The following is a 22,569-nucleotide window of genomic DNA, read 5'->3' as shown; positions in this document are numbered from 1 at the left end:
TGAGACAAAAATGAACAAGGCCCTCGAAGGCGTCCGCATCCTCGATTTCAGCCATCTGCTGCAGGGGCCGTTCGCCACGCAGCTGCTCGGCGACATGGGCGCCGACGTCATCAAGATCGAGCGTTCAGGCGCCGGCGACATGTTCCGCGGCATGACCTTCTTCGCCAAATGGGTCGGCGGCTCCGAAAGCCCGAATTTCCTCGCCTGGAACCGCAACAAGCGCTCCATCGCGCTCAACCTGAAAAGCCGCAAGGTGCATGCCATCATCATGGACATGGCCAAGAAGGCGGACGTGGTGGTGCAGAATTTCCGCCCCGGCGTGCTCGCCAGGCTCGGCTATGGCTACGAGGATTTCAAGGCGGTCAACCCCGCCATAATTTATTGCTCTGGCTCCGGCTATGGCGAGGAAGGCCCCTATGTCGAGCGTCCCGGTCAGGACATGCTGATCCAGGGGCTGTCCGGGCTGATCTCCAACACCGGCCGCGGCGATCAGGCCCCTGTTCCGGCCGGTGCCGGCCTCGCCGACCAGATCGGCGCCATGAACATGGTCTACGGCATATTGTCGGCGCTCTACTATCGCGAGAAGACCGGCAAGGGCCAGAAGATCGAGGTCAATCTGCTGGCCGGGATGCTGGCGCACCTCAATCAAGAATATGTCGCCGTGCTCAATTCTCGGCGAGGATTTCGTGCGCCCGAATTCAGGCATCGGCCACCCCGGCATGCAGGCGCCGTTCGGTATCTACCAAGCGAAGGACGGTGGCTATGTGTCGATCGCCATGAGCCCGTTCAAGACGCTGTATGAAGTGCTGGAGGCGCCGCAGCTTGCTGTCTACGATGATCTGAAGACGCTGTTCGACAAACGCGACGAGGTGTTCGACAAAGTCAACGCCGAAACCAGGAAGTTTGCCACGCAGGACCTGCTGGCGCGGCTGCTCGCAGCCGACATCTGGTGCGCCGAGGTGAAGGACATAAGGCGCGCAGCCGAGGACCCGCAGGTTAAGCACCTGGGCATGATCACCAGCTACGATCATCCGCGCGGCGGCAAGGTCAGGGTGGTCGCGCCGGCTGTCAAGATGAGCGAGACGCCGGCTACCATAGAGCGGCCGGCGCCGCTGGTCGGCCAGCATGGCCGCGAGATACTGGCCGAGTTCGGCCTCTCCAGCGGCGAGATTGCAGCGCTTGAGGCGTCCGGCGATATGACCGTGGATGCTGCCTGACGATGAGCGTTTACCAGACACTCAGCTTGGAAATATCCGGGCGCGTCGCAGTCGTCACCTTCCGGCGCGCCGATCAGCTCAACGCCATGAACCGGCTGATGCAAAGCGAGATCACCGAGGTTTTCGAGGCGCTGTCGCAGGATGACGGCGTCGGCGCGATCGTAGTGACCGGCGAGGGGCGCGGCTTCATGGCCGGCGCCGACATCAAGGAATACGCTGCCCAGACAGCTATCGAGTTCGACGCCTTCCAGGCCGCCGGCACGCGCATGTATGCGGCAGTCGAGAACAACCGCAAGCCGGTCATCGCCGCGGTCAATGGTTTTGCGCTCGGCGGCGGTATGGAGTTGGTGCTGTGTTGCGACATCGTCATCGCGAACCAGTTCGCGAAGCTCGGCCTGCCGGAGATCAAGCTAGGGCTGGTCCCCGGCGGCGGCGGCACGCAGCGCAGCGTCCAAAAGCTCGGCCGCAACCGCGCCAACCTTTTGCTGATGACCGGCGCCATCGTGCCGGCTTCCGAGTTCGTCGCCGCCGGGCTGGTCAACGAAGTCGTCGACGCCGAAAAGCTGATGCCGCGGGCGCTGGAACTCGCCGGCATGATAGCCGCCGAACCGGCTGCCGCGATCGAGGCATTGAAGGCGCTGACAGCGCACGCAGTGTCGGGCGACTTGGCGGGAGGCCTTGCCATGGAGCGCGACGTACTGGGCCGGCTTTATCGTAGCGAGACCGGCCAGCAGCGGGTGAAGGCGTTCGCCGAAAAAAGCGCCGCGCGGCCGAAGGCTGGGCAATGACATCCCTGGTCAAGCCGAACCGGCCGCGCTTCACCGATGTCGAGAGCCTGGCCGCGATGGTCGGCGGCGGCGATGTCTTCGGCGTCGGCGGGCATCATTTTGCCCGGTTGCCGATCGCCCTGCTGCGCGCCATCGCCCGCTCGGGCGTCAAAGGCCTACGCTATGTCTGCTGGGCCGGCGGCCTGCCGCTCGAACTGCTCCTCGAAGCGGATGCCGTGGCGGAGATCGACATCTGCTTTTCCAGCCTCGACATTTTTGGCTTGCCGCCGCGCTTCCGCGCGGCCGCCGAGACCAATGCCGTGCCGGTCCGCGACTGGACGGCGCTGGCCATGATCCAGGCGTTGCGGGCGGCGCAGCAGAACCTGCCGTCGATGCCGTTTCAGCTTCCCGAGGGCTCGGACATGCTGGCGCGCGTGCCGGGCGCGATCGCCGTGCCAGATCCCATTGCCAGAACCGAGATCGGGTTCATCCCGGCCTTGCGGCTCGACACGTTCGTCGTCCATGGCCAGCGCGCCGACGAGAGCGGCAATGTCCAGATCATCGGGCCGCGGGCGCTGGATTTCGCCATGGCCGGCGCGGCGCGCCAGGTGCTGGTCACGCTTGAGGAAATCGTCCCGGTCGGGGCGCTGCGCCATGACGGCCGGCAAAGCATTTTGACCCGCAATCAGGTGTCGGCCATAGCGCTGGCGCCGGGCGGCGCCTATCCCGCCTCCTGCCTGCCATTCTATGTGACGGATTATCAAGCGTTGGCGGGGACGTTCGCGGCCAAGGAAACACCTTTGTCGGACAGCCTGAGCATGCCTTCGGAAGGCGTGCCGGAGCGGGTTCAAGACGCTGCAAAAGTCCGGGCTGAGACAGTCCTCGCCATGCCCGGGCTCGTGCACGGTGAAAAGCAGGCGTCCATCGACGAGATCATCGCCGCCCGCATCGCCGCCGAACTCGACAATGACAGCTTTGCCAGTGCCGGCGCGGTGTCGCCGCTGGCCAATGTCGCCTATCGGCTGGCCAAAGCGACGCACGCGCCGGACATGATCATCGCCACCATGAGTTGCGGCCATCTCGACATCGCGCCGAGCCCGATGATCCTGTCGCTGATCGAAAGCCTCGATTGCGAAACGGCGGTGGCGCATGCCGGCGGCGACGACACCTATTCGACCTACTATCAGGCCGGCGCAGTGACGCATGAGATCGTCGGTGCCGCGCAGGTCGATCGACGCGGCCGCGTCAACACCATAGCCTTGCGCAAACGCGATGGCAGCGCCATCCGGCTGCCCGGGCAAGGCGGCATGGCCGATGTCGCCAACATGCACCGCGATTATCTGCTCTACGTCCCCCGCCATTCCGTGCAGTCGCTGGTCGATGCGGTCGAGATCGCCAGCTCGGCGCGCGGACTGTTGACGCAGGCCGAACGCGAGCCGATGGGCTACCGGACCGGCGCGGCGCTAGTGTTCACCGACCTTTGTGTGTTTCGGCTCGACCGGGAGAGCCGGCAACTGGCCGTCATCGAGACCATGCCGGGCGTGACGCGCCAGCAGATCCAGGATGCCACCGGATTTGCTGTGATATTCGCTGCCGATTGCCGCAACGTTCCGCTGCCCGCGAACGAAACGCTCGATGTCCTGCGAAACCGGATCGACCCGCTCGGCCTGCGGCGACTGGAATTCGTCAGCGCCAAGGAGCGCGGCGCGCTGATCGCCGAGATACTCGCGGCCGACCGCATCATGGTCGAGCGCTGCATCGCCGCGCAGGCCGCAGGAGGCTGAAGGTCCCATGGCAAAGCCGTTGCTCGAAATGTCGGCCGCCAAGATCTTCTTCGACGGCATCTTCACCAACCCGCGCGTCGCGCATCCTGAAGGCGTGGCCATCCATAGCGACGGCTCGATCTGGTGCGGCACCGAAACCGGCGACCTGTTGCGGCTGGCCGCCGATGGCAGCTCGGTCGAACGGATGGGTGGCACGGAAGGCTTTCTGCTTGGCATCGCTTTCGATAGCGCAGGCAACTGCTTTGCTTGCGATCTCAGACATGCGGCGGTCTTTCGCTGGGATGCCGCGGTGGCCGAGATGCAACGCTTCGCTTCGGCCGGCATCCGCGTGCCGAACTATCCGATCGTCGACGAGGCGCGCGGCTGGCTCTATGTCTCCGATAGCCTCGGCGAAGACAACCGCTCCGGTATCTTCCGCTATGATCTGAAGACCGGCGAAGGCGGCCTGTGGTGCCGCGAGGCCATGGCCTTCGCCAACGGCATGGCGATGGCGCCGGATGGTAATGGGCTTTACGTCGTGGAAAGCCACGCGGCCTGCGTCAGCTATGTGCCGATCCGTGCCGACGGCACGGCAGGACCTCGCCAGCTCGTCGTGGACGGCGTGAACAACGTCCCCGATGGCGTCGCCGTGGCGCCGGACGGTTCGCTGTTCATCTCGTGCTACGAGCCGAGCCGCATCTATCGCTGGCGACAGGATAGCGGGCTCGAGGTGCTGATCGAGGATCCGGCGGCAACCACGCTCGCCCATCCCACCAACATCGCCTTCAAGGGCGATAAGCTCTACACCGCAAATCTCGGCCGCTGGCACATTACCGAGATCGACCTGACGGCGATTTCCTAGATCAAGCGGGCGGCGCTCACCAGGGCTATTGCAGGCGACCGTGACTGGAGCGGATGCGCAGCACCTGCACCCTCGACGGCAGCTCGATCAGGAACTCTTCGTCACGCTCCAGATGGTGGATCTTCGTCGGATCGCCGCCGGTGAACGCCGCCATCGCCTCGACGTTTTCCCAATAGGAGATCGTCACGAATTCCGAATGGCTCGGCGTGTCCTCGCGAAAGGTCTGCACGCCCAGTGCCTTCTCAATCAGCGGCTTGATGCCGGCTTCGTAATTGTAACTCTCGTAGGCATCCGCCTTTTCAGGCACGGTTCTGCCGCGCCAGATACGGGCGATGGTCGGAGTTTTCTCCGTAATTTTCTCTGTCATGGCAACGAATCCCTGCTGGTCTGATTGGTCCGCCGGCGTTCGAAGGCCAGCCAAGGAACGGATCTCCCCGGCTGGCAGCCTCGTATCCCATTGCCAGCGACTTTTCATCTTCCCCGGCCGACATAGGTGGCGCTGCCCGGCTAGGCCTCTTGCCGACCGGTGGGAGACTTACTCCTGGTCCTCGGCGCCGCCTCCGTGGAAGAAGGACCGGATTTCCTGCATGTCGACGCTGCCGTCACCGTCCTCATCGACGGCGTTGAATATCCGCCCGACGAAATCTTGGACTTCTGCCTGAGAAAGCGCGCCGTCGCCATCGGCATCGACTATGGCGAACATCATTCGCATCCTCGCGCCATGCATCCCCCGTCCCATGCCACCGCCGCCACCCGTCTCCCAATCTCGGTCAGGCGTGCCCATCCTGTAGTCGTGATGCCGGCGGTCGCGACCACGCCGTTCCGCCCGGGGCGCGCGATCCTCTTGCATTCTCTCCTCCAACATCTCGGTCATCATCTGGCGCATCATATCGCGCATGGCATCCTGGCTTTGCCCGCTCATTCCGGGCGCCGGAGCTGCGGGCGCGGGCGGGCTCGTCTGGCCGAATGCCGGCGCGGCCAACATAGCCAGCGCCGCGGCAATTACAGTGGTTTTGCTTGCGAGCGTCATCGTAATCTCCATCGGTATGAATTGGTGGCTGCTGCATCCAAGCCAAACCGGCTGCTCGCCTCATGGTTCCTGGTCAGTCGGCTCGACCGCGCAAAAGTCCGCCTGGTGGCGGCAACGAAAGCCGCTTGCCCACGTTGCCGTTGATGCAAAGCTCCACCAGGAGGAAAAAATGGCCGACGATAAGAGCAAGCGGGATTTCCGCGACCGCGATCGCGTTTCGGCGGAAGACGACCGTGAAGTCGAGTATTTTGCCCAGCAGAACGGCATCACCGCCGACCAGGTCCGTCAGCTGATCAAGAGCTTCGGCAATGATCGCGGGCGCCTGGTCGAAGCCGCGAAGGCGTTGCGGGGGATTTCACCTGCCGGAGCCGACGAGGTGACCAGGGAAGCCCGCCAGCAGGCGACACCCATGCATCTCGGCAAACCCGACGAGTGATGCCAGGCAGTTGCTCTGCCGCTGCCGCAGGCGTCAGAACTTGCGGCTCAGATAATCCGAGCCGCGCAGCCCGAACCGCCACTCGGCATCGACAGCCTTGGAAATGCCGATCCGGCGGCCTGTAAGAATGGCGCTGGCGTCGCCCGGCTGCCTGAATTCGAATGGCGGCACGTCCAGCGGCAGCCCGTCATGGGATTTGTCGATTGCCAGCGCCTGGCAAAGGCGACCCGGTCCCGAACAAAGCAGCCGGGGGTCGTCAATGCCGCGATTGGCCCGCATCACCTCCAGCCCGGATTGCGGTTCGATTGCGCGGATGAGCACGGCACTGCCGGGCAGGCACACGGCATTGAGGCACCAGTGCAGGCCATAGGAGCGATAGACATAGGCGCTGCCTGGGGTGCCGAACATTGCGCCATTGCGCACCGTCCTGCCACCGAAAGCATGCGAAGCCGGGTCATCGGGGCGATAGGCCTCGGTCTCGACGATGATGCCGCCAACGCCGTGCAAAAGCAGCGTCGCGCCAATCATGTCGCGCGCCACGGTGGTGGCGTCTCGGGCAAAGAATTCCTGGTTCGTGGTCAACGTGCACCGGACTGATCGCGCCTCAACCTGGCGCGTCAGCAAGTTCCCGGACCGGAAGCAAAATGTCCAGCCACTGCTCTCGGATCTGCGATATTCAGCGCAGCATGGCTGCGCCGATGAAAACCGCCGCGGCCAGCACGACGATGGCGGCAATCACCAGCACCGGCCCATATCGGCGCGGCTGGACGTCGGGCTCATCCTTCAGCGGACGCATCGCATTGGCATAGCTCGCCTGGTTGGTGAACTCCGGCTTTTCATGAGGCGCAGACCGATCCTTTGCCGGAACGCTGCCGGCCGATTCCGCGTCCGTTTCCATGGGAGCCGCGGCTGGGTCGATTCCCGGTGTCTTATCCCCTCCGCGCCCGGCGTCGATATCGCCCCGCGCTTGAGCCGGGCTTCGCCCAACGGGTGCTGCGTCGGTCATCGTCGAGGTCCTTTCAGAGCATCGGCCTCAAGCATTCTAACCTGCGTCTCATTTCAAAGTTCCCCCGTTTCAAAGTTCCCCTTCTTAAAGTTCTCCCTTCTTAAAGTTCCCCCTTCTTAAAGTTCCAACAAGCGGAAGCCGCCTAGGCCTGTTTACAGGAACAACCGACGATCGAGCGGGTTGAGCAAGCATTGGGGAGAGCAACATGGACTTGGTGCGCCACGCGCCCAGATCGGCAGTTCGAAACAGGCTCCAGCGCATGATCTACTTCACCGCCGACACGCATTTCAGCGACCCGCGCATTTTGCGCATCGACCGCCGCCCGTTCGGCTCGCTGGCGGAGCATGATCGGGCGCTCATTGCGTTCTGGAACGAGACTGTCGGGCCGGAGGACGAGGTCTGGCATCTCGGCGATTTTGCCAGGGGATCGGCCGCGTTCGTGTCGTCGCTTCTGGCGTCTCTTCATGGCAGCAAGCACTTGATCATCGGCAACAACGATGCTGCGGCCACCATTGACGCGACGGGTTGGGCGAGCACGCAACACTACAAGGAGCTGACGCTCGGCGGCAGCCTGCTGATCCTTTGCCACTATCCTTTTCGCACCTGGAACCAGATCGGCCGGAGGTCGATCGACCTGCATGGCCATTCGCACGGCCGGCTCACCCCGGTCACACGCCAGTATGACGTCGGTGTCGACAGCTGGGATTTTCGTCCGGTCACGCTTCCCACCATCCTCACCAGCCGCAGCCGCCGGCCGGCGCGGGCAAAACCCGGCTGAAGTCGGCTGGCCGCAACCGGAACCTCTGCGGAGCTGAGGCGTTCGAAAAATTGCAAGGCGTAAAGGCAACGGCAATGGCTCAGAAGATCACGACAGGCGCGAACGACCGGCCGCGCAATGAAACCATCGGCCAATCCGGCGAAGGCCTGCCGGACGATAGCAGCAGGCCGCTCGAGGTCGACGAAGGCTCGGTCGCCCGGTTGAGAAACAAGCTGCAGGGCAAGTCCCGGCAGGCCGCTCAAACCAACATGGACGAGGTTCCGGCAGGCGTCCCCGGCGCTGGCGAGAACATTTGCCGGCGCTGTGCAGGGTCAGGCATGATCGACGGCCAGACCTGCCCCGAATGCGGCGGAACCGGCAAGGTGATGACGCCGATAGGCGGAGGCTGAGCAATTCCAGGAAAAGTGTGAAGCGGTTTTCCGTCCGGTATTTACGTCAAACAATAAGATAGACCGGTTCTGCGTTTCCGCGGAACGATGAACCGTCCAGCGCCGGTCAGATCGCCGGCACCCACTTCCAGAACACGCCTTCTTTGCGTTCGGGGTAGTGCTTGAACTCGCATTCGAAGCGCCAGCCGTAATTCTTGGCGGCGGCAAGCGCCTCCTTGCTGACCGGGTTCATGCCCGTCCCCGGCGCGAACCAGTCCTCCAGCAAATCGTCAGGTATGTAGGCGCCGATCCTCAACGGCAGCTTTTCGAGAACGACATCCATTTCGGGCGGTGCGGGCACGGGGGCGTCTCCTTCGAAATCTGCTGATGAAGAAATCGTTCGAGGCCGATTGAGTTCCAGAGCATCAGTGAGATCGGGGGGTGGCCGTGGTGACGTCCGTCTGCAGAGATGTGGCTGAAGTTTAGGGATCGACAGATCGCAGGTTGGCGCACCCGGCGGATGAAGAGAGCCTCTCAGCTCGCTGGCAGGCACGCGTCGTGACCTCTATGCCTTTGCGAACCGTTGACGAGTGTAAGTGTGTTGTTCGCTCGGGTTCAAACTGACGGAAGCATTGCCCCGACGAATGAAGAACTCGTGTTTACCTTGGAACTCAAGGAAGGCGGGTTCCTGCGACGCTTTCACGTCTACGACGCACACTTTCTTTCCTCCAGGCGCATCGGCAAATCGCATCACAATGTGCTGGGCGTAAGCCACACCGATTGCGCTGGAAAAAACATTCAACAATGTCTGCTCGAATACGTCGAGGCTGCCCTTGGTGATGCTCAAGTCATCGTCCAGCCCGTGTATCTCCTTGTCGTCGGTCACGCCGATCACAAGTGTGCCGCCGCCTGAATTCATAAAGGCCACGAGGGTCTTGAGGACGCTTTTTTGTAAATCCTTATTCTGCTTTCGCTCGCGCACATCCCATTGGAATGTGCTTTTGAACTCAAGCTCCCTGCTCTCGTCGGCCTGTATGATTTCCTCGACCGTTGGCGGCGGTGGAGGGGGTATGTAGAAGGCTTTGGGCCATCCGCCATGGACATCGATGACACGGTCAATCTCGGCCATAGTAAGGCGCGTTTCCGTGAGGGCAGTGACGACGCGGCGGTAATGGAGGATGTCGTCATCGGTCAGAATATGGCCGGCTGATGGGTTCTTGCCGCCTTTGGCAGCGCGGTCTTTCAGCCATTTCTCGCAGACCTTATAACCGCCAACATAGAAATCCCATGTTTCGCGCGGCACATCCTCGAACCAACGCGATGCATTAATCATCACCTTTCCATTCGTGTATTGCGGGAAACCCTTTTCAATATGGGCTTCACCATGGCCGGCGAAACGGATTTCCGGGTTCTGCAGCGCGGGTGCCTCATCCGGTTTCAGGAGATGCAGAGCCACGAGCGCACGGCCGAGTGGCACGAGGGCGGCGAAGGTGTCTCGGTCCTTAGGCGAAGGGATGCGCGGGAAATCGGATTTCAGGAATTCGGCATATCGCGTGCGGTAGCCGGTTGAATGTAGAACAGTGTAAATCCAGTCGAACAGATCGCGCGGGCCGAAGGTCTTGTCGAGGTCACCTCGTCCATCCCATACGGCGGCGCTTAGGCTCCCCTGCTGACGGCGCTGCATGCCGTCTTCATAAAGCAGGTCGACTGTCGCAGCGAACGCAACTGCATACTTCCCATTGACGTTCGGGCGGCGGTATGTTTCGCCAGCAGAAGGTTTGAGCCACAGGGGGAGCGTATATGTATTAGTCGAACTCTTCGACGAAAGGAATATTTTGTCTGTTCGCCGTGTGCTTAAAAAGACATGGGCAAACTTCGAGTCGTTCACTAACCTGGAAGTCAAAAGAGCTATATTATCGATATCGAAATTTCCTTGGACTTTCTCCTTTAGAATCGTCATAACGCTTCGATTTACAATAGAGTATCGATAGTCGAAAGGCCTGAATGCCACTAAAGAAATATCACCTTTCCATGACGTTCCCAGTGCATATTTGACTGCATCACTATAGTTCCACTGATTAGTAGAACACATTCTAAACTCGTTGCTGATCTGCTTGCGAGATGAAGAGATGGATAAATCGTGCATTCTTCCAAAAAGTTCATCTTCAGAAAATGCGACTGCAAAATCATCTTGCTGCGTAGCGAAGCCCGTAGACCAATACTTTTCCTTATCGTTAGCGCGATCACCTGTGCCAAAAATTGTCGGCAAATCAGCGAATACCTCAAATTCTGACTCAAGGCCGCCGCGGCGCCAAAAAAAGTAGTTCGGCGCCGTCGGATGTACTGCATGCCTTTTGAGCTCTTCGATTGTGGCGCTACGCATCCAGCTCTCCTTCTGTTCAAAGGTTCCTTCAATGCTTTGGTAGCTTGCTAACGCCCCTTCGTTGGGGATGCTTAAACGGCTAAAAAGGCCGATAGCCACACCAGTAATAATCTCGAAAATTGGTTCATCGATGCCATCAACCGAATCTCTCCGGAGGCTACCGTTCAAGTCAGTGCCAATAAGTCGAGAGAACTCATTGAAGAGTGAGTGTCGCAAGTCTCGCGGTTGAGTGCCAAGCAAATAACCATGCCCCGTTATAAGTCCGACGATACCAGCGCTGGATTTCCCTATATAATACTGAGATAACCGTATAAATTTAATATAATCGTTTGAAAGCCCTTGAATCTGACTCTCCTCTTGCCTAACATTTCTTTTGTAATCTTCGCAAAGAGCGAGAATCCAATTGCCGTTGTTGTATGATTTTACTGAATAGGGAGGGTTACCCATCACCACCGTAAAAGCGGATTTCGCCTTGGCGTCGTTAGCCGCCTGGGCCTCATGCGCCAGCGCCTCCGCCATAAAGACGAACTCCATATCAAGATCTCGAGCAGGCTCGAGGGCGTTAGTCAGGAAAACCCGGGCGCGTTCATCAGAGCCGAACTGATAACCGGTATTTAGGAGCGCAATGCCGATCTTCATATGAGCGATGGCATAGGGTGCCATCATTAACTCGAAACCGGTCAATCTCGGCAGTAGGTGCTCGGCGACATACGCGTCCCAAAGGGTCTGTATTACTTGTTCCCCCTTGCCTTCGCTTTTCCAGAGCGCTTTCATCCTTCTATCAATCAAGTCGATCACTTCGACCAGAAAGGTTCCCGTTCCCGTTCCCGGGTCCAGGATCTGCACAAATGGCGCGTCGGACTTCACATGCGCCGGGATACGGATCTTGTCGTTACGCGTAGCAAGCTCGCCCCAGGTAGTTGTGTCGGCCAGACCTAGCGGCAGATCGAAATCGCTGCGCAGCAAGTCATCTACTACCCGCACAATAAAGTTAACCACCGGTCTCGGCGTATAGAATACTCCGCGCTGCATGCGCTTCTTCGGGTCGTACTCTTTCAGAAATAGCTCGTAGAAATGAATGACGGGATCTTCTTTGGGATTACGATCGCCGAAATCGCGCAGGACTGCTGCCATGTCCGTGTGCTCGTCTGTGAGCAGGGTCACCACGTCCCGAACGCCAAGCTCATCAAAATCGATGTCCTTGCGTTTGTCGCGACCGCCGAGGGACAGAAAGGTACCAAATAGTTCACGCAGGAAAGGGTTGGTTTTTGGAACCATGTCGACAAGATTGTCGGCGACTAGTCCGCCTGACGGCCGCGAAATGTGGGCGGCCAATAGACCGTATGCGATGGTCTGGGCAAACATGTCGGCAAAGCCGTCAGCGTCCAAATCCTGAATCAGATTCTTGCGGAAGGCCTCCAGCATCGTGCGCATAGGCCCCTTGTCGTTTTCGGCCGCGAGCAATTGATTGGCGCGAGCGCGGATGTTGGTTGCCAAGGCCGCCAGCCTGATTGCCAGATCTTTCGATGTTTTGATCACTTGGCCGTGGCGCAACTCGAAAGCCGCCGACCAGCTTGCTCGCCAGACGTTTAGATTACTTGTGTCATCTGGCCAGCGAAGACGGTGCTGCAGCAATTCTGCGGCGCGTGCATTGTGCAATCTGGTGTCTTTGCCATTCCAGCCCAGAACGTTCAGTACCGGAAGATCGCCAGTTTCCGCCCCATCGGCAAAGTGGGCGATGGCGATTTCACGGTCGCCCGATTTGCCAAAATTGGTGACGAAAATCAGATCGTGTAGTTTCCAGGATTGGCGGTCGGCAGTCTGAGCGCTGGAACGTTTTTTGACCACCAGTGCCCGCAGCATGCGCCGCAGTACCGTCACCGAAATACTCTTGTCTTCGAACGAGATGAAGAAGATGCCCCAAGGCTGACCCGTTATCAGTGGCCGCAGCTGGTGGATCTCGCGGATCTTGGCAATTTCGTCTACTTTAAGCCCGAGGTCTTCAGCGTCGTATTCGTAGACAATGTCGTCGAAACCGTAATCTTGACCGATCGGCCATTCCAGATTGTCACGCAGCAGGTCGACCAATTTCGGAAAACTAGTCACTCGCGCCAGTTGTGTGGCAGTAATGTCGTTCATCGATTGCCCCCGAAACCCGCCCTAGCCGAGTTCCATCCATGCCCTAAGTATAGGCTTGACGCCCAATGGTGCCTGCACCTTGCGCAGGTATGTCTTGGTAATGTGCTTTTCGACCAGCACGCGAATATCGGACAGAGCCGGTCGCTCCATCTTCGTTAGCCGGGGTGTTTCGGGCGCGGAGCGGATCAGGTCGATGATGCCCGACGCCTCCTCCCTGACGACGCCCGCGAAGAGATCGTAGAGATACCATTTCACGTCGCCGCTGTTCGTAGTCCACTCGTCTTCGCCCGACTTTGAGCTCGCATCCTTGTCATAGCCTGGCCGCGCGTAGCAGAAAAAGACTGCCTTGCTCCCGGGCTTCGGATGCTCCTTGCCTGAGAAGATACCGTCAGGAAATGCCATAACCGTATCGGTCAGACCTGAGTGATGGCGCAACAGGTCCTGCCATTCCAGATGCATTGTCTCGTCGGCAGTGATCGTGCCTTCCATTTGCTCGTCGAAGTTCCTCAGATCCTCGTAGTCATCGTCCTCGCTGAGGAGTTTACGCCCCTCGATGCCAAGCGTTTTTGAAATGCGGAGCGTCTTGTGCGACACCCTTTGATAGAGACGCAGAAGGTCGTCGAGCTCGCCAGGCGGCAGGAAGTTCCAATACCCTACGGTGCCCCGCAACAACTGCTGGTCTGGATGATCCCTGACGATGCGCTTTTCGATCTCCGGGTTCATCCGCCGATCGACACGGCCAATGCGTTGCATCAGCCGCACCGGGTTCCAATGGAGATCGTAGTTGATCAGCCGTGTTGCGTCCTGAAGGTTGAGGCCTTCGGACAGCACATCGGTCGAGATGAGTATTCGAATTTCTTCCCGGCTGGCTTTGACCAGGGCTCCACGGGAGCTTTCGTTGTAATATGGTGAAAATCGCTCGATGATCCGAGCGCGATCTCCCGACGTGTTGCTATCGATTTGATCGACGCCCTTGATGCCGGCCAGTTTAAGCTGCTCCGCCAGGTATCGCGCCGTGTCGCCGAATTCGGAGAAGATCAGCACCTTGTGCTTGCTGGCCACCGGGTCAGTGTTCAGAAGCTTGATCAGCTCAGTGAGCTTCTTGTCTTGCCTCGGTTTGAAATTTTCAAGTTCATTGAGAAAGTCAGCAATCTGTTCAAGATCCTGCAGCGTATCCTGCAGAATCTCGTCAACGGCGAAATCGTCGCGGGGGAGCTTTTCGACCGCATCCAGCAGCTCAGGGGTGACCAAATCATCCTCCTCTTCCTCGGACAGGAGGTCGAGTTGTGGAGAATAGTCCAGCAGTTTGGCGTTCTTGCGCTTCCAGCGCTCCAAGGAAGACTTCTCGTGCGCCGTCTCGGCATGCACCTCAGCCCACGCAAGCAGCTTCTGAAGCAGTCCCCAGCACGACTGCCGAAAAGCTTCAGCCGAGCTTTCGAACCGCTTCAAGAAGCTCGTCCGAATGAGTGCAACCACCTGCTGCCGCCGCCCGCGTTCGAGCGCTGGGATAACATCAGGATCTCCGCCTTTATAGTAGGCGTAAGGATTGTAGATGCCGAGAACGAAGAGCGGGGCTTGCTTCTGGAAGGCGACTGCCACCATGTCCAGGAGTTTCCCATATGTCTGCTTGACCGAATAGTTGATTACTTTCGGTTTGCGAGGTTCGGGAAATAGAACTTCGCCGGGACCCTCCCTCACCATGCTCTCCTTCACATAGCGCCGGCTGCGCTGGACGACGAGGGCATCGAACAAAGGATCCGCGAACAATTTGGGTGCGGCATCTGCAAGATTGAGGTCCAGCGGTTCTTCGCCTGTCGTACCGTAAATCTCCTTTTCGATAGCCTTCTCAAGCTGCCGGATGTGGCCGGGGAGCGAATGGATACCGAGTGGCGCCTCGGCGAAATGGTCTGTTTTGTGTTGGGAGAACAGCTCAACCATGTGCTGAAAATCGAGAAGACTGTTGTTGATCGGTGTGGCGGTGAGAAGGTAAATCTGCTTGCCCTTGGCTATATCGTAAAGCCGCCAGTAGCGTGATCTGCGGCCTTCACCCTCGCTGCCCCTCGTACCGGTATTCCGGAAATGATGCGCTTCATCGACGATGATAACATCAGCTTGGGTTCTAACTTGCTCCAGCTCATCCGCCATCTTGTCACGCATCAGGTCAGTGTGGCTGAAGATCTTGAGATGACTGAACCCCTTGAAGACATCGGGCAGGCGCTTTGCCAGCTCTCGCTCCCAAACAGGCCCCTTTGCCGCTTTGGGCACGAATAGCGCAACATTCAGCTGTTCGTGCTTCACGAAGCGCTCGATCAACATCAGCCCGACGAAGGTTTTGCCAAGGCCTACGCCATCACAGAGGAATGCTCCGCCATACCGTTCGGCTCGCTTTAGAAGAGAGGCATACCCGTCGCGTTGATACTTCGCCAGAACGGGATAAATCGATGAAGAATTCGTCTCCCATTCGCCGGCGGTCTCCTCGTGCCCCTCGAAATACTGCTGTAACGCCCGTGCGTAGACATCGAAAGGAGAGTAGCTACGAGTATGGCGCTCCACCACTGACAGGATGTCGGGCGTAACGTCTTCTGCCTCCTCCCAGCGCTCTTCAAACCACTCTTGCAAAACCGCCACCGGAGTGCCTGTGATTTGGACGTTCAGCTCAATGTTTTCAGTTAAGCCCGGCAATGTGAGATTTGACGAGCCAACAAGGGCCGACGACCCCACGACCTCCAAGATTCCATGTGTGATGTAGGCCTTCGCATGGAACTTGTCTTTTCGATACACTCGGCATTCAATTTGACCTGATGCGATAGCGGTGACAATCGACCCGACTCCGCTCAGGAAGTGGTTCTTTAGCTTCTCCTGCTCTACGCTGAAGTCCAACTTTTGCTGGATGCGCTCGAGCCCAGCTTCGAACGCCCTTTTGGTACGTCGCGAGACATCATCCCCCATAAGGATGCGTATCTTTCCAACCTTCTGCCATTCGCCTTCCAAGGCCAGCAAGGCGCCGATCTCAAAATAGCCCGTTGCGATATCAATCGCCTTCGAGATCTGGCACCAATCGCGCAAGTACCTGAGAGCTTTCCATTCCTCGGCACTATTGTCGACGATGAATAGCTCACTGCCTGACTTGTGACTCGATCTCTTGGGCATTCAGCATTCCGCCGTTATGAGACTGGATCGCAACCTATTGCGTCATTATTAGGCGAAGCAAGCCTACTCTAGGTGCCTTGTGCATCCTGCGCCTTGCAACCACAAGCCGCCGGAGAATTGAGCGCGGAATGGTGAATACAACATGCGTGTTACCTCAACCACACAACGGAAAGCAAAAGAACGGGGTCGAAACAAAAACTATAGATAATTCTGTGGAGTTTGGCGCACCCGACAGGATTCGAACCTGTGACCTCTGCCTTCGGAGGGCAGCGCTCTATCCAGCTGAGCTACGGGTGCCTTCAGGATCGGCGATCCCAAAAACGAACCAGCCGGTAAACCGGCCAGCCACGGCTTCTTAGCGGAAGCAGGCGCCGGCTTCAACGGGCAATCGCGGACGGACTCACGTTGCCGTAGCGGCCCCTGGGATAGATACCTGTCCCGTCCGGCGGCCGCGGCTGCTCATTCGGTTACGGTAAGCACCGCCTTGCCACTGATGCTGCGCTGCCGCAGCGCGTCGAGGGCCTGGCCGACGTCCCGCCACGGCACGGTCAGGACCACGCGCGTTTCGAGCTGGCCGGCTGCGATCAGCGCGAGCAGCGAGGCGATGTCGGCGCCGACCTCCGGACCGGACGTGTAGTAGGCGAAGGTCTGAAGCCGCGCGCCCTCGTGACCCGGCACGAACTGGCGGAAGCCGATGGGCGTGAGTTCGCCGCTGCTCGAGCCGAAAATGACGACGGTCCCGCCAGGCGCCACCCGTTCGATCGCGTGTGCGAGGCTATCGCCGCCGACCGACTCGGCAATCAGCGAGAACAGTCCTTCGGCCAGCTCGACCGTTTCGACGACCCGCCCGGCTCCCAGGTTGCGGAGATCCGCGGCATGCCGGGAGGCGGCGACCGCCGTCACCAACGCGCCCTGCCGGCTGGCGAGCTGGACCTGGAAACGGCCGACCGCGCCGCTTGCGCCGGTAATCAGGACCCGCTGGCCGGCCAGCTCGCCGCCAAGGCGCAGGGTCCGCAGCGCGGTCGTGCCTGCGACCGGAACAGTGGCGGCGGCAACGAAGCTGACGTCGTCCGGCAGGATGGCGAGGTGGTCGGTTGGAACGGCAACATTTTCGGCCCACCCCGCCTCGTCGACCAGAGCCGCAACGCGGGCGCCGACGGCCGGCCCGGAGCCATCGGCCGCGGCGCGCTCGACAATTCCGGCGACGTCCTGGCCAGGCACCCAGCCGTTCGGGCGGATGTTGAGCAGGCGCAGTTCGCCGCGGTTCAGCGAGACAGCCCGGACCGAGACCAGCGCCTCGTGCGGGGCGGGCTCGGGTTCGTCAAGCTCGGCGAGCTTCAACCCTGTGGCGCTGTTGAGAGAGGTGATTAAAGCGAGCATGGCGTCATGCGTCCTTGCTGCGGCGTGCCATGCCTCGGACGTGCCCGGCTTGGCGGGGCAGGCGCGGGGCGGAGGATCTCGGAGCCCAGCCGCACGTCGATGCAGCGGGCCGAACAGGCCAAGCTGTCGCCGTCTCCGATGGCCGCTGACGATGCGATCCACCGCCCGGTCTTTCAGCACGACCGCCGGGCGTCTGAACAATCTTTCTCATCGTCTTTGCAGGCTCCTGACTCATTCGCGGTCGGAGCCTATCGACTTTGCCGATGGAATAATTTAGCTATCATGTCACATGATCGCTAAAATCAGTCAATATGAGACAGCCGCTTCGCTACCCCTGGCCGAATTTCAATCCCGATGACGTCCTTGCACCGGCAATTGCCGTGCGCGTCGACGTTCCCGAGACCAGGGCCGAGGTGCCGGACCATCGCCACCGCAAGGCGCAACTCGTCTTCGCGCTGGGCGGTGGCGTCACATGTCGCGTTCCCAGCGGCCTGTGGATGGTGCCGCCTCATTGCGGGGTGTGGATTCCGGGTGGCATGCAGCACAGCAACGTCGCGACCGCCAATGCTCGGATTTTTTTCGTCTATATCGAACCGGGAGCTGCCGACCTGCCGGACCGGTGCTGCACGCTTTCGATCTCGCCGTTGCTGCGCGAGCTCATCATCGAGCTGGCGGATCGCGGTGAGGACGATGATAGGAGGGGCGAGCTCCTGACCAGGGTACTGCTCACCGAACTGCCGCGCATGCCTGTCCAGCAGCTACATTTGCCGATCTCGTCCGAGCCGCGCTTGAGGCGCATCGCCGCGGCGCTGGCGGAAGATGCTGCCGACCGAAGCACCCTGGCGGAATGGGCCAATCGCGTCGCGCTCAGCGAGAGCAGTCTCGCACGTCTCGTGGTCAAGGAGACAGGGCTGACCTTCGGGCGCTGGCGCCAGCAATTGCACTTGATCGTCGCGATGCGCGAGCTGGCCTCCGGCGCCAGCGTGCAGCAGGTTTCGGCCGATCTCGGCTATGAATCGGTCACCGCCTTCATCACCATGTTCAAGAAAGCGCTTGGCAAGCCACCGGCAAAGTATCTCAGCAGTGTCGCGCAAAACGGCGGTTCTGCGTTTGTCGCCTGATGAGCCCCCGATCCGCCGCCCACCCGGACGTCAACCCTCACTGCTGCTCGGCATACAGCAGCCGCGTCGTCGCATTCGCCGTCGCCGTCGACAGGCTGCGCTGGATCAGCGCCTCGACGTGGTCGTTGCGCTGGCGAGCGCTGTCGGCGCCCATCACCACGATGATTAGCCTGTGCCCGTCTGCATTATAGGAGGTGACGATGTTGAAGCCCGAAGCTCTGATATAGCCGGTCTTGATGCCGTCGACGCCGCGCACCCGGCCGAGCATGTCGTTGTGGCCGCGCACCAGCCTGCCGCGGAACATGAAGTCGCTGTCGGAGAAATAGTGGAAATGCTGCGGGAAGCGGGTGTGCAGCGCCATACCGAGCACCGCCATGTCACGCGCCGTCGTGTGCTGGTCGCCATCCGGCAGGCCCGAGGCGTTGCGGAAGACGGTGCTGCTCATGCCGATCTGGCGCGCCTTGGCGGTCATCATGCCGGCGAACGCCTCTTCGCTGCCGCCGAGATATTCGGCAACGGCGACCGCCACGTCATTGGCCGATTTGACGACGATGGCGCGGATCGCCGAATCGACGTCGATCGTCTCGCCGCGCCTGAACCGCAGCTTGGTCGGCGGCTGCCGCGCGGCGTTGTCCGATACAGGAATTTGCGTCTCCTTGCTGATCCGCCCCGACTCCAGCGCCTCGAAAAGAAGGTAGAGCGTCATCATCTTGGTCAGTGACGCCGGATAGCGTGGCGCCGTGGAATTGACCTCGAACAGCGTCTTGCCTGTGCCGGCGTCGATGACCATCGCGGCATATTTCTGCGGCGGCGCCGGCACGGCCAGCACGCTGTCGGGCGGCGTCACCGTCGTGCAGCCGGCAGCAAACAGCAGCAGCGCCAGCACCGCGACGTAATTGTGGATGAGCGAAAAGAAGCGCAAGGCGGACAAGTCAGTTCCGAAGGCAGGCTGTTTCTGAGACGAGGCGAAGCTATCCTACCGCAAAGGCGCAGTCCATTTGGTTAATATCGGTCGGGGCCCTGGATTGGTGCCCTGTCCACAGGCCGACATGGCCGCTGTGCCGAGCCGGCTGATGAGAATTGCCGGCCACCACGCTTGCGCAACCGGCGGCGAGTGGGCTTTGTTGGCCCCGGCAGAATCGGTAGGTGCACATGGATACGGTCACGATCACGGCAAAAGGCATTTCGGTATCGGTCGATCTTGCCGTCGGCCATCTCGCCGACATGGCGGTCGATATCGATGGCCGTCGGCTGAAGCCGCTGCATCGCGCACCCTGGGTCGGCGAGCCGCGCGAGACGCTGCCGAAAGATCTGCCTGAAGGTACCGTCCACCTGTCCGGCGATTTCCTCTGCGCGCCGTTCTCGGTCAGCGACGTCGAAGCGGCACCTTTGCATGGCTGGCCGGCCAATAGTCGCTGGGACGTCGTCGACAGCGCGGCAACGGTCGATGGCTGGCGCGCCGTCTTGCGGCTGCAGCGCCGGGTCATCGGCGCAACCGTCGACAAGATCCTGATCGTGCGCGACGATCATCCCTTTCTCTATCAGGAACACGTCTTTTCCGGCGGGGCCGGCGCCATTCCGGTCGCCCATCACCCGATGACGGTGATGAAAGCCGGCGGCAGCCTGGCCTTCTCGCCGAAGCGCCTTGCCGCGACGCCGAACGAAGCGCCGGAGCCCGATCCGGCCCGCGGCCGCTCTTTGCTCGCCTACCCGGCGCGCAGCACCGACCTGACGCGCTTTCCCGCCGCCGACGGCGGCACGATCGACCTGACCGCCTATCGCATGGACCAGCTGCGTGAGGACTTCGTCACGCTGGTCGAGGCCGACCATGGCGGACCGGGCTGGACCGCGCTGGCGCGCCAGGCGGAAGCCGACCTCGTGCTGGTGCTGAAGAACCCGGCCGAACTGCCGGTCACCATGCTGTGGGTCAGCAATGGCGGGCGCGATTACGCGCCATGGAGCGGCCGCCACCGCGGCGTGCTCGGCATCGAGGACGGCCGCACGGCCGTCGGCCATGCCGCGTCGCTCGGCGACAACTGGCTGAAGCATGAAGGCGTGGCGACCGCCTTTGCCCTTGCCGAAGGGCGCCGCTTTTCGTTCCGCCATGTCATCGGCGCGCTGCCATGGCCGTCCGGCGAGCCGCCGCGCGACGTCACGACCTCGCCGGGCCGCATGCGCATCCTGGCCGGAGACGGCGCCGTGCGCGACATCGGCTTCGACGGCGATTTCCTGCGGATCGGCCAGTCCAGGCCCGATTGAAGGCCTGGCACAAGCCGCGTTTGAAATTTTCGAAAACTGCCGCCAAAATGCGCCAGAACCATCTTAACGGATGCCAATGTCTGAGATCGCCCATCTCGCCGCTACCATTTTCAAGCGCGCCGGCAAGGCGCCGCGCTTCATTGTTGCCATTGCGGGTCCGCCCGGCGCCGGCAAGTCGACATTGTCGGCAGGCTTGCATGACCTGCTGCCGGAAGGCACGGCGGAAGTCGTGCCGATGGACGGGTTCCACTACGATGACGTCGTGCTCGAGCGGCGCGGCCTTCGCCAGCGAAAAGGTGCCCCGGAAACCTTTGATTTTGCCGGCTTCGAAGCGCTGCTTAAGCGCATCCGCGCTGGCGAGCCGGATATCGCCATCCCGGTGTTCGACCGCAGCATGGAGCTGTCGCGCGCCGCCGCTGCGATCATCGCCGCCGAGACCAAATTCATCCTGGTCGAAGGCAATTACCTGCTGCTCGACGAAGAGCCATGGACGCGGCTGGCGCCGCTGTTCGACTACTCGATCTTCGTTGACGTGCCGCGCGCCGAGCTCGAGCGCCGACTGCTCGAGCGATGGCACGAGCACGGCCGGTCCGACGAGGACGCGCGCGCCTGGATTGCTTCCAACGACATGCCGAACATCGATCGCGTGCTTGCCCGTCGGCGGCCCGCCGACCTGGTGGTCGGTGGACAGGCCTGATCTGGTAAGGACTGTTCGGCCGGAACCTTAACACTTTCAGGCCGTTATCCCGGACACGGCAATTGTGCCGCATGAGGGAACGGTTCGATGGAAACCATGGCAAGAAAGCCTGCGCCCGCCAAGGGCAAGGTAACACGATCAAAAATCACTCGAGCGAAAACCAGCGCCGGCCCGGCCGGGGCGGCCCGCTCCAAGGACGCGGCAAAGCCCACCTTTGGCAAGGCGGCGCCGAAAAAGGTGATGCCTGCCGCGGCCAAAGCCGCTGCACCCAAGGCCAAAAGGTCGGCAAGCAGCAGAGGATCGATCGCAGGCAGCGCAATGCGCACCGTTAAGGCAACGGCCAATGTCGCCGCCGGTGCCGTGCTTGCGACCGCCAAAGGTGCGGCGTCGCTTGCCGCTTCCGTAGTCGGCAAGGGCGGCTCGAAACCCCGGACCAAGGCAAAATAGCCGGGGCAGTCAGGGTTCTGATCAGGCTCTGGCCGGAATGGCGAGGCCCCTCTGCACCGCCGGCCGGGCAAGGCCGCGCTCCAGCCATGCGCCCACGCCGGGAAAATCGTCGAAACCGACGAGGTCCCGCGCCTCGTAAAAGCCGATCAGATTGCGCACCCATCCAAGCATCGAAATGTCGGCGATGGTGTAATCGTCGCCCATGATCCAGCTGCGGCCCTTGAGCCTCGTTTCGAGGACGCCGATCAGCCGTCGCGACTCGTCGCGATAACGCTCCAGCGGGCGCTTGTCGGCGATTTCGCGCCCGGCGAATTTGTGGAAGAAACCGACTTGGCCGAATATCGGCCCGATGGAAGCCATCTGGAAGAACACCCACTGGATCGTCTCGTAACGCAGCGTTGCGTCTGCCGGGACCAGCTTGCCGGTCTTGTCGCTGAGATAAAGCAGGATGGCGCCGGATTCGAACAGGCCGATCGGCTTGCCGCCCGGGCCGTCCGGATCGATCATCGCCGGGATCTTGCCGTTCGGGTTCAAAGACAGGAATTCCGGCGTCCAGCTCTCGTTCTTGCCGATGTCGACGGCATGCGGCTCGTAGGGCAGGCCAAGTTCCTCCAGCGCGATCGATATTTTCACCCCGTTCGGCGTCGGAAACGAATAAAGCTGGATGCGGTCGGGGTGGCTCGCCGGCCAGCGCCTGGCGATCGGAAACGCGGACAGATCGGTCATCGAAACTCCTGGTCGGGGACCGCGCCGAGCGGCATGGTCA

At 60.9% G+C, this 22,569-nt stretch carries 23 protein-coding genes and 1 tRNA gene; 12 read left to right on the top strand and 12 right to left on the bottom strand.

The window, feature by feature from the left end:
* Positions 1 to 10: 10 nt before the first annotated feature.
* The 5 genes from NKH80_RS23560 to NKH80_RS23540 are packed head-to-tail and all read left to right on the top strand — an operon-like array spanning position 11 to position 4,609.
* A complete protein-coding gene (locus NKH80_RS23560) occupies positions 11 to 802 on the top strand; it encodes a CaiB/BaiF CoA transferase family protein (RefSeq protein WP_352993792.1) in 792 nt (263 codons plus the stop codon).
* The gene (locus NKH80_RS23555; protein ID WP_352993789.1) at positions 720 to 1,217 is read left to right on the top strand and encodes a CoA transferase; all 498 of its coding nucleotides are present in this window, start codon (positions 720 to 722) and stop codon (positions 1,215 to 1,217) included. Before NKH80_RS23560 ends, NKH80_RS23555 begins: the two co-directional genes overlap by 83 nt.
* 2 nt (positions 1,218 to 1,219) lie before the next feature.
* On the top strand, positions 1,220 to 2,005 hold the full coding sequence (locus NKH80_RS23550; protein WP_352507019.1) for an enoyl-CoA hydratase/isomerase family protein: 786 nt from the start codon (positions 1,220 to 1,222) through the stop codon (positions 2,003 to 2,005).
* Positions 2,002 to 3,768: a CoA-transferase gene (locus NKH80_RS23545; RefSeq protein ID WP_352993786.1), complete on the top strand. Its 1,767-nt coding sequence runs from the start codon at positions 2,002 to 2,004 to the stop codon at positions 3,766 to 3,768. Before NKH80_RS23550 ends, NKH80_RS23545 begins: the two co-directional genes overlap by 4 nt.
* Positions 3,769 to 3,775: 7 nt before the next feature.
* Positions 3,776 to 4,609 carry an SMP-30/gluconolactonase/LRE family protein gene (locus tag NKH80_RS23540; RefSeq protein ID WP_352820287.1) on the top strand — a complete coding sequence of 278 codons (834 nt, stop codon included), beginning with the start codon at positions 3,776 to 3,778 and terminating at the stop codon, positions 4,607 to 4,609.
* Between the two features lie 25 nt (positions 4,610 to 4,634).
* Here the strand turns inward: NKH80_RS23540 and NKH80_RS23535 are convergent, their stop codons facing one another.
* A complete protein-coding gene (locus tag NKH80_RS23535) occupies positions 4,635 to 4,976 on the bottom strand; it encodes an antibiotic biosynthesis monooxygenase family protein (protein WP_352820285.1) in 342 nt (113 codons plus the stop codon).
* A 168-nt stretch (positions 4,977 to 5,144) separates the two neighbouring features.
* A complete protein-coding gene (locus tag NKH80_RS23530; RefSeq protein ID WP_352820283.1) occupies positions 5,145 to 5,639 on the bottom strand; it encodes an EF-hand domain-containing protein in 495 nt (164 codons plus the stop codon).
* Positions 5,640 to 5,808: 169 nt separating this feature from the next.
* On the opposite strand from NKH80_RS23530, the gene NKH80_RS23525 reads away from it, so the two are divergent.
* Entirely contained in the window at positions 5,809 to 6,075 is a 267-nt protein-coding gene (locus NKH80_RS23525) for a DUF3606 domain-containing protein (protein ID WP_352476970.1), read from the top strand.
* A 33-nt stretch (positions 6,076 to 6,108) separates the two neighbouring features.
* Here the strand turns inward: NKH80_RS23525 and NKH80_RS23520 are convergent, their stop codons facing one another.
* The gene (locus NKH80_RS23520) at positions 6,109 to 6,657 is read right to left on the bottom strand and encodes a DNA-3-methyladenine glycosylase (RefSeq protein ID WP_352993781.1); all 549 of its coding nucleotides are present in this window, start codon (positions 6,655 to 6,657) and stop codon (positions 6,109 to 6,111) included.
* A gap of 94 nt (positions 6,658 to 6,751) precedes the next feature.
* Positions 6,752 to 6,973, bottom strand: a complete 222-nt coding sequence (locus NKH80_RS23515) for a hypothetical protein (RefSeq protein WP_352736864.1) — start codon at positions 6,971 to 6,973, stop codon at positions 6,752 to 6,754.
* A gap of 367 nt (positions 6,974 to 7,340) precedes the next feature.
* Here NKH80_RS23515 and NKH80_RS23510 point away from each other — a divergent pair, with 367 nt between their 5' ends.
* Both NKH80_RS23510 and NKH80_RS23505 read left to right on the top strand, forming a co-directional pair.
* On the top strand, positions 7,341 to 7,859 hold the full coding sequence (locus NKH80_RS23510; RefSeq protein WP_352993777.1) for a metallophosphoesterase family protein: 519 nt from the start codon (positions 7,341 to 7,343) through the stop codon (positions 7,857 to 7,859).
* A gap of 74 nt (positions 7,860 to 7,933) precedes the next feature.
* A complete protein-coding gene (locus tag NKH80_RS23505; protein WP_352993774.1) occupies positions 7,934 to 8,248 on the top strand; it encodes a hypothetical protein in 315 nt (104 codons plus the stop codon).
* 106 nt (positions 8,249 to 8,354) lie between these two features.
* Here NKH80_RS23505 and NKH80_RS23500 read toward each other — a convergent pair whose 3' ends face one another.
* The 5 genes from NKH80_RS23500 to NKH80_RS23480 form a co-directional block, all read right to left on the bottom strand.
* Positions 8,355 to 8,588 (bottom strand): hypothetical protein, encoded by a 234-nt coding sequence (locus NKH80_RS23500; protein WP_352539901.1) that lies wholly within the window; start codon positions 8,586 to 8,588, stop codon positions 8,355 to 8,357.
* A gap of 204 nt (positions 8,589 to 8,792) precedes the next feature.
* Complete coding sequence (locus NKH80_RS23495) at positions 8,793 to 12,749, bottom strand: type ISP restriction/modification enzyme (RefSeq protein WP_352993771.1); 3,957 nt, start codon at positions 12,747 to 12,749, stop codon at positions 8,793 to 8,795.
* Positions 12,750 to 12,770: 21 nt separating this feature from the next.
* The gene (locus NKH80_RS23490) at positions 12,771 to 15,899 is read right to left on the bottom strand and encodes a helicase-related protein (RefSeq protein ID WP_352975412.1); all 3,129 of its coding nucleotides are present in this window, start codon (positions 15,897 to 15,899) and stop codon (positions 12,771 to 12,773) included.
* 220 nt (positions 15,900 to 16,119) lie between these two features.
* Positions 16,120 to 16,196, bottom strand: a tRNA-Arg gene (locus NKH80_RS23485).
* Positions 16,197 to 16,358: 162 nt separating this feature from the next.
* Entirely contained in the window at positions 16,359 to 17,279 is a 921-nt protein-coding gene (locus NKH80_RS23480) for a zinc-binding dehydrogenase (protein ID WP_352993768.1), read from the bottom strand.
* 311 nt (positions 17,280 to 17,590) lie between these two features.
* Here NKH80_RS23480 and NKH80_RS23475 point away from each other — a divergent pair, with 311 nt between their 5' ends.
* Entirely contained in the window at positions 17,591 to 18,400 is an 810-nt protein-coding gene (locus NKH80_RS23475; RefSeq protein WP_352993765.1) for an AraC family transcriptional regulator, read from the top strand.
* Positions 18,401 to 18,437: 37 nt separating this feature from the next.
* Here the strand turns inward: NKH80_RS23475 and NKH80_RS23470 are convergent, their stop codons facing one another.
* Complete coding sequence (locus NKH80_RS23470) at positions 18,438 to 19,331, bottom strand: D-alanyl-D-alanine carboxypeptidase family protein (protein ID WP_352509371.1); 894 nt, start codon at positions 19,329 to 19,331, stop codon at positions 18,438 to 18,440.
* Between the two features lie 221 nt (positions 19,332 to 19,552).
* On the opposite strand from NKH80_RS23470, the gene NKH80_RS23465 reads away from it, so the two are divergent.
* Positions 19,553 to 20,659 carry a hypothetical protein gene (locus NKH80_RS23465; protein ID WP_352993762.1) on the top strand — a complete coding sequence of 369 codons (1,107 nt, stop codon included), beginning with the start codon at positions 19,553 to 19,555 and terminating at the stop codon, positions 20,657 to 20,659.
* Positions 20,660 to 20,735: 76 nt separating this feature from the next.
* The gene (locus NKH80_RS23460; protein WP_352476977.1) at positions 20,736 to 21,356 is read left to right on the top strand and encodes a nucleoside triphosphate hydrolase; all 621 of its coding nucleotides are present in this window, start codon (positions 20,736 to 20,738) and stop codon (positions 21,354 to 21,356) included.
* Positions 21,357 to 21,400: 44 nt separating this feature from the next.
* Here the strand turns inward: NKH80_RS23460 and NKH80_RS23455 are convergent, their stop codons facing one another.
* On the bottom strand, positions 21,401 to 21,682 hold the full coding sequence (locus tag NKH80_RS23455) for a hypothetical protein (RefSeq protein ID WP_352993758.1): 282 nt from the start codon (positions 21,680 to 21,682) through the stop codon (positions 21,401 to 21,403).
* On the opposite strand from NKH80_RS23455, the gene NKH80_RS23450 reads away from it, so the two are divergent.
* Entirely contained in the window at positions 21,675 to 21,803 is a 129-nt protein-coding gene (locus NKH80_RS23450) for a hypothetical protein (protein ID WP_302893450.1), read from the top strand. The genes NKH80_RS23455 and NKH80_RS23450 overlap by 8 nt on opposite strands.
* Before the next feature lie 21 nt (positions 21,804 to 21,824).
* Here the strand turns inward: NKH80_RS23450 and NKH80_RS23445 are convergent, their stop codons facing one another.
* A complete protein-coding gene (locus NKH80_RS23445) occupies positions 21,825 to 22,529 on the bottom strand; it encodes a glutathione S-transferase family protein (protein WP_352993755.1) in 705 nt (234 codons plus the stop codon).
* Positions 22,530 to 22,569 lie beyond the last annotated feature (40 nt).

The sequence above is a fragment of the Mesorhizobium sp. M0904 genome (assembly GCF_040319475.1).
Taxonomy (GTDB): Bacteria; Pseudomonadota; Alphaproteobacteria; order Rhizobiales; family Rhizobiaceae; genus Mesorhizobium.
Note: the sequence above shows the minus strand (reverse complement) of the source record. Positions and strands in the feature narration are given on the sequence as shown.

Excerpts from the sequence above, each read along its gene's own strand:
- NKH80_RS23560 (WP_352993792.1), top strand. The coding sequence starts at position 11 with ATGAACAAGGCCCTCGAAGGCGTCCGCATCCTCGATTTCAGCCATCTG.
- NKH80_RS23555 (WP_352993789.1), top strand. The coding sequence starts at position 720 with ATGCAGGCGCCGTTCGGTATCTACCAAGCGAAGGACGGTGGCTATGTG.
- NKH80_RS23550 (WP_352507019.1), top strand. The coding sequence starts at position 1,220 with ATGAGCGTTTACCAGACACTCAGCTTGGAAATATCCGGGCGCGTCGCA.
- NKH80_RS23545 (WP_352993786.1), top strand. The coding sequence starts at position 2,002 with ATGACATCCCTGGTCAAGCCGAACCGGCCGCGCTTCACCGATGTCGAG.
- NKH80_RS23540 (WP_352820287.1), top strand. The coding sequence starts at position 3,776 with ATGGCAAAGCCGTTGCTCGAAATGTCGGCCGCCAAGATCTTCTTCGAC.
- NKH80_RS23535 (WP_352820285.1), bottom strand. The coding sequence starts at position 4,976 with ATGACAGAGAAAATTACGGAGAAAACTCCGACCATCGCCCGTATCTGG.
- NKH80_RS23530 (WP_352820283.1), bottom strand. The coding sequence starts at position 5,639 with ATGACGCTCGCAAGCAAAACCACTGTAATTGCCGCGGCGCTGGCTATG.
- NKH80_RS23525 (WP_352476970.1), top strand. The coding sequence starts at position 5,809 with ATGGCCGACGATAAGAGCAAGCGGGATTTCCGCGACCGCGATCGCGTT.
- NKH80_RS23515 (WP_352736864.1), bottom strand. The coding sequence starts at position 6,973 with ATGGAAACGGACGCGGAATCGGCCGGCAGCGTTCCGGCAAAGGATCGG.
- NKH80_RS23510 (WP_352993777.1), top strand. The coding sequence starts at position 7,341 with ATGATCTACTTCACCGCCGACACGCATTTCAGCGACCCGCGCATTTTG.
- NKH80_RS23505 (WP_352993774.1), top strand. The coding sequence starts at position 7,934 with ATGGCTCAGAAGATCACGACAGGCGCGAACGACCGGCCGCGCAATGAA.
- NKH80_RS23495 (WP_352993771.1), bottom strand. The coding sequence starts at position 12,749 with ATGAACGACATTACTGCCACACAACTGGCGCGAGTGACTAGTTTTCCG.
- NKH80_RS23490 (WP_352975412.1), bottom strand. The coding sequence starts at position 15,899 with ATGCCCAAGAGATCGAGTCACAAGTCAGGCAGTGAGCTATTCATCGTC.
- NKH80_RS23480 (WP_352993768.1), bottom strand. The coding sequence starts at position 17,279 with ATGCTCGCTTTAATCACCTCTCTCAACAGCGCCACAGGGTTGAAGCTC.
- NKH80_RS23475 (WP_352993765.1), top strand. The coding sequence starts at position 17,591 with ATGAGACAGCCGCTTCGCTACCCCTGGCCGAATTTCAATCCCGATGAC.
- NKH80_RS23465 (WP_352993762.1), top strand. The coding sequence starts at position 19,553 with ATGGATACGGTCACGATCACGGCAAAAGGCATTTCGGTATCGGTCGAT.
- NKH80_RS23460 (WP_352476977.1), top strand. The coding sequence starts at position 20,736 with ATGTCTGAGATCGCCCATCTCGCCGCTACCATTTTCAAGCGCGCCGGC.
- NKH80_RS23450 (WP_302893450.1), top strand. The coding sequence starts at position 21,675 with ATGCGCACCGTTAAGGCAACGGCCAATGTCGCCGCCGGTGCCGTGCTT.
- NKH80_RS23445 (WP_352993755.1), bottom strand. The coding sequence starts at position 22,529 with ATGACCGATCTGTCCGCGTTTCCGATCGCCAGGCGCTGGCCGGCGAGC.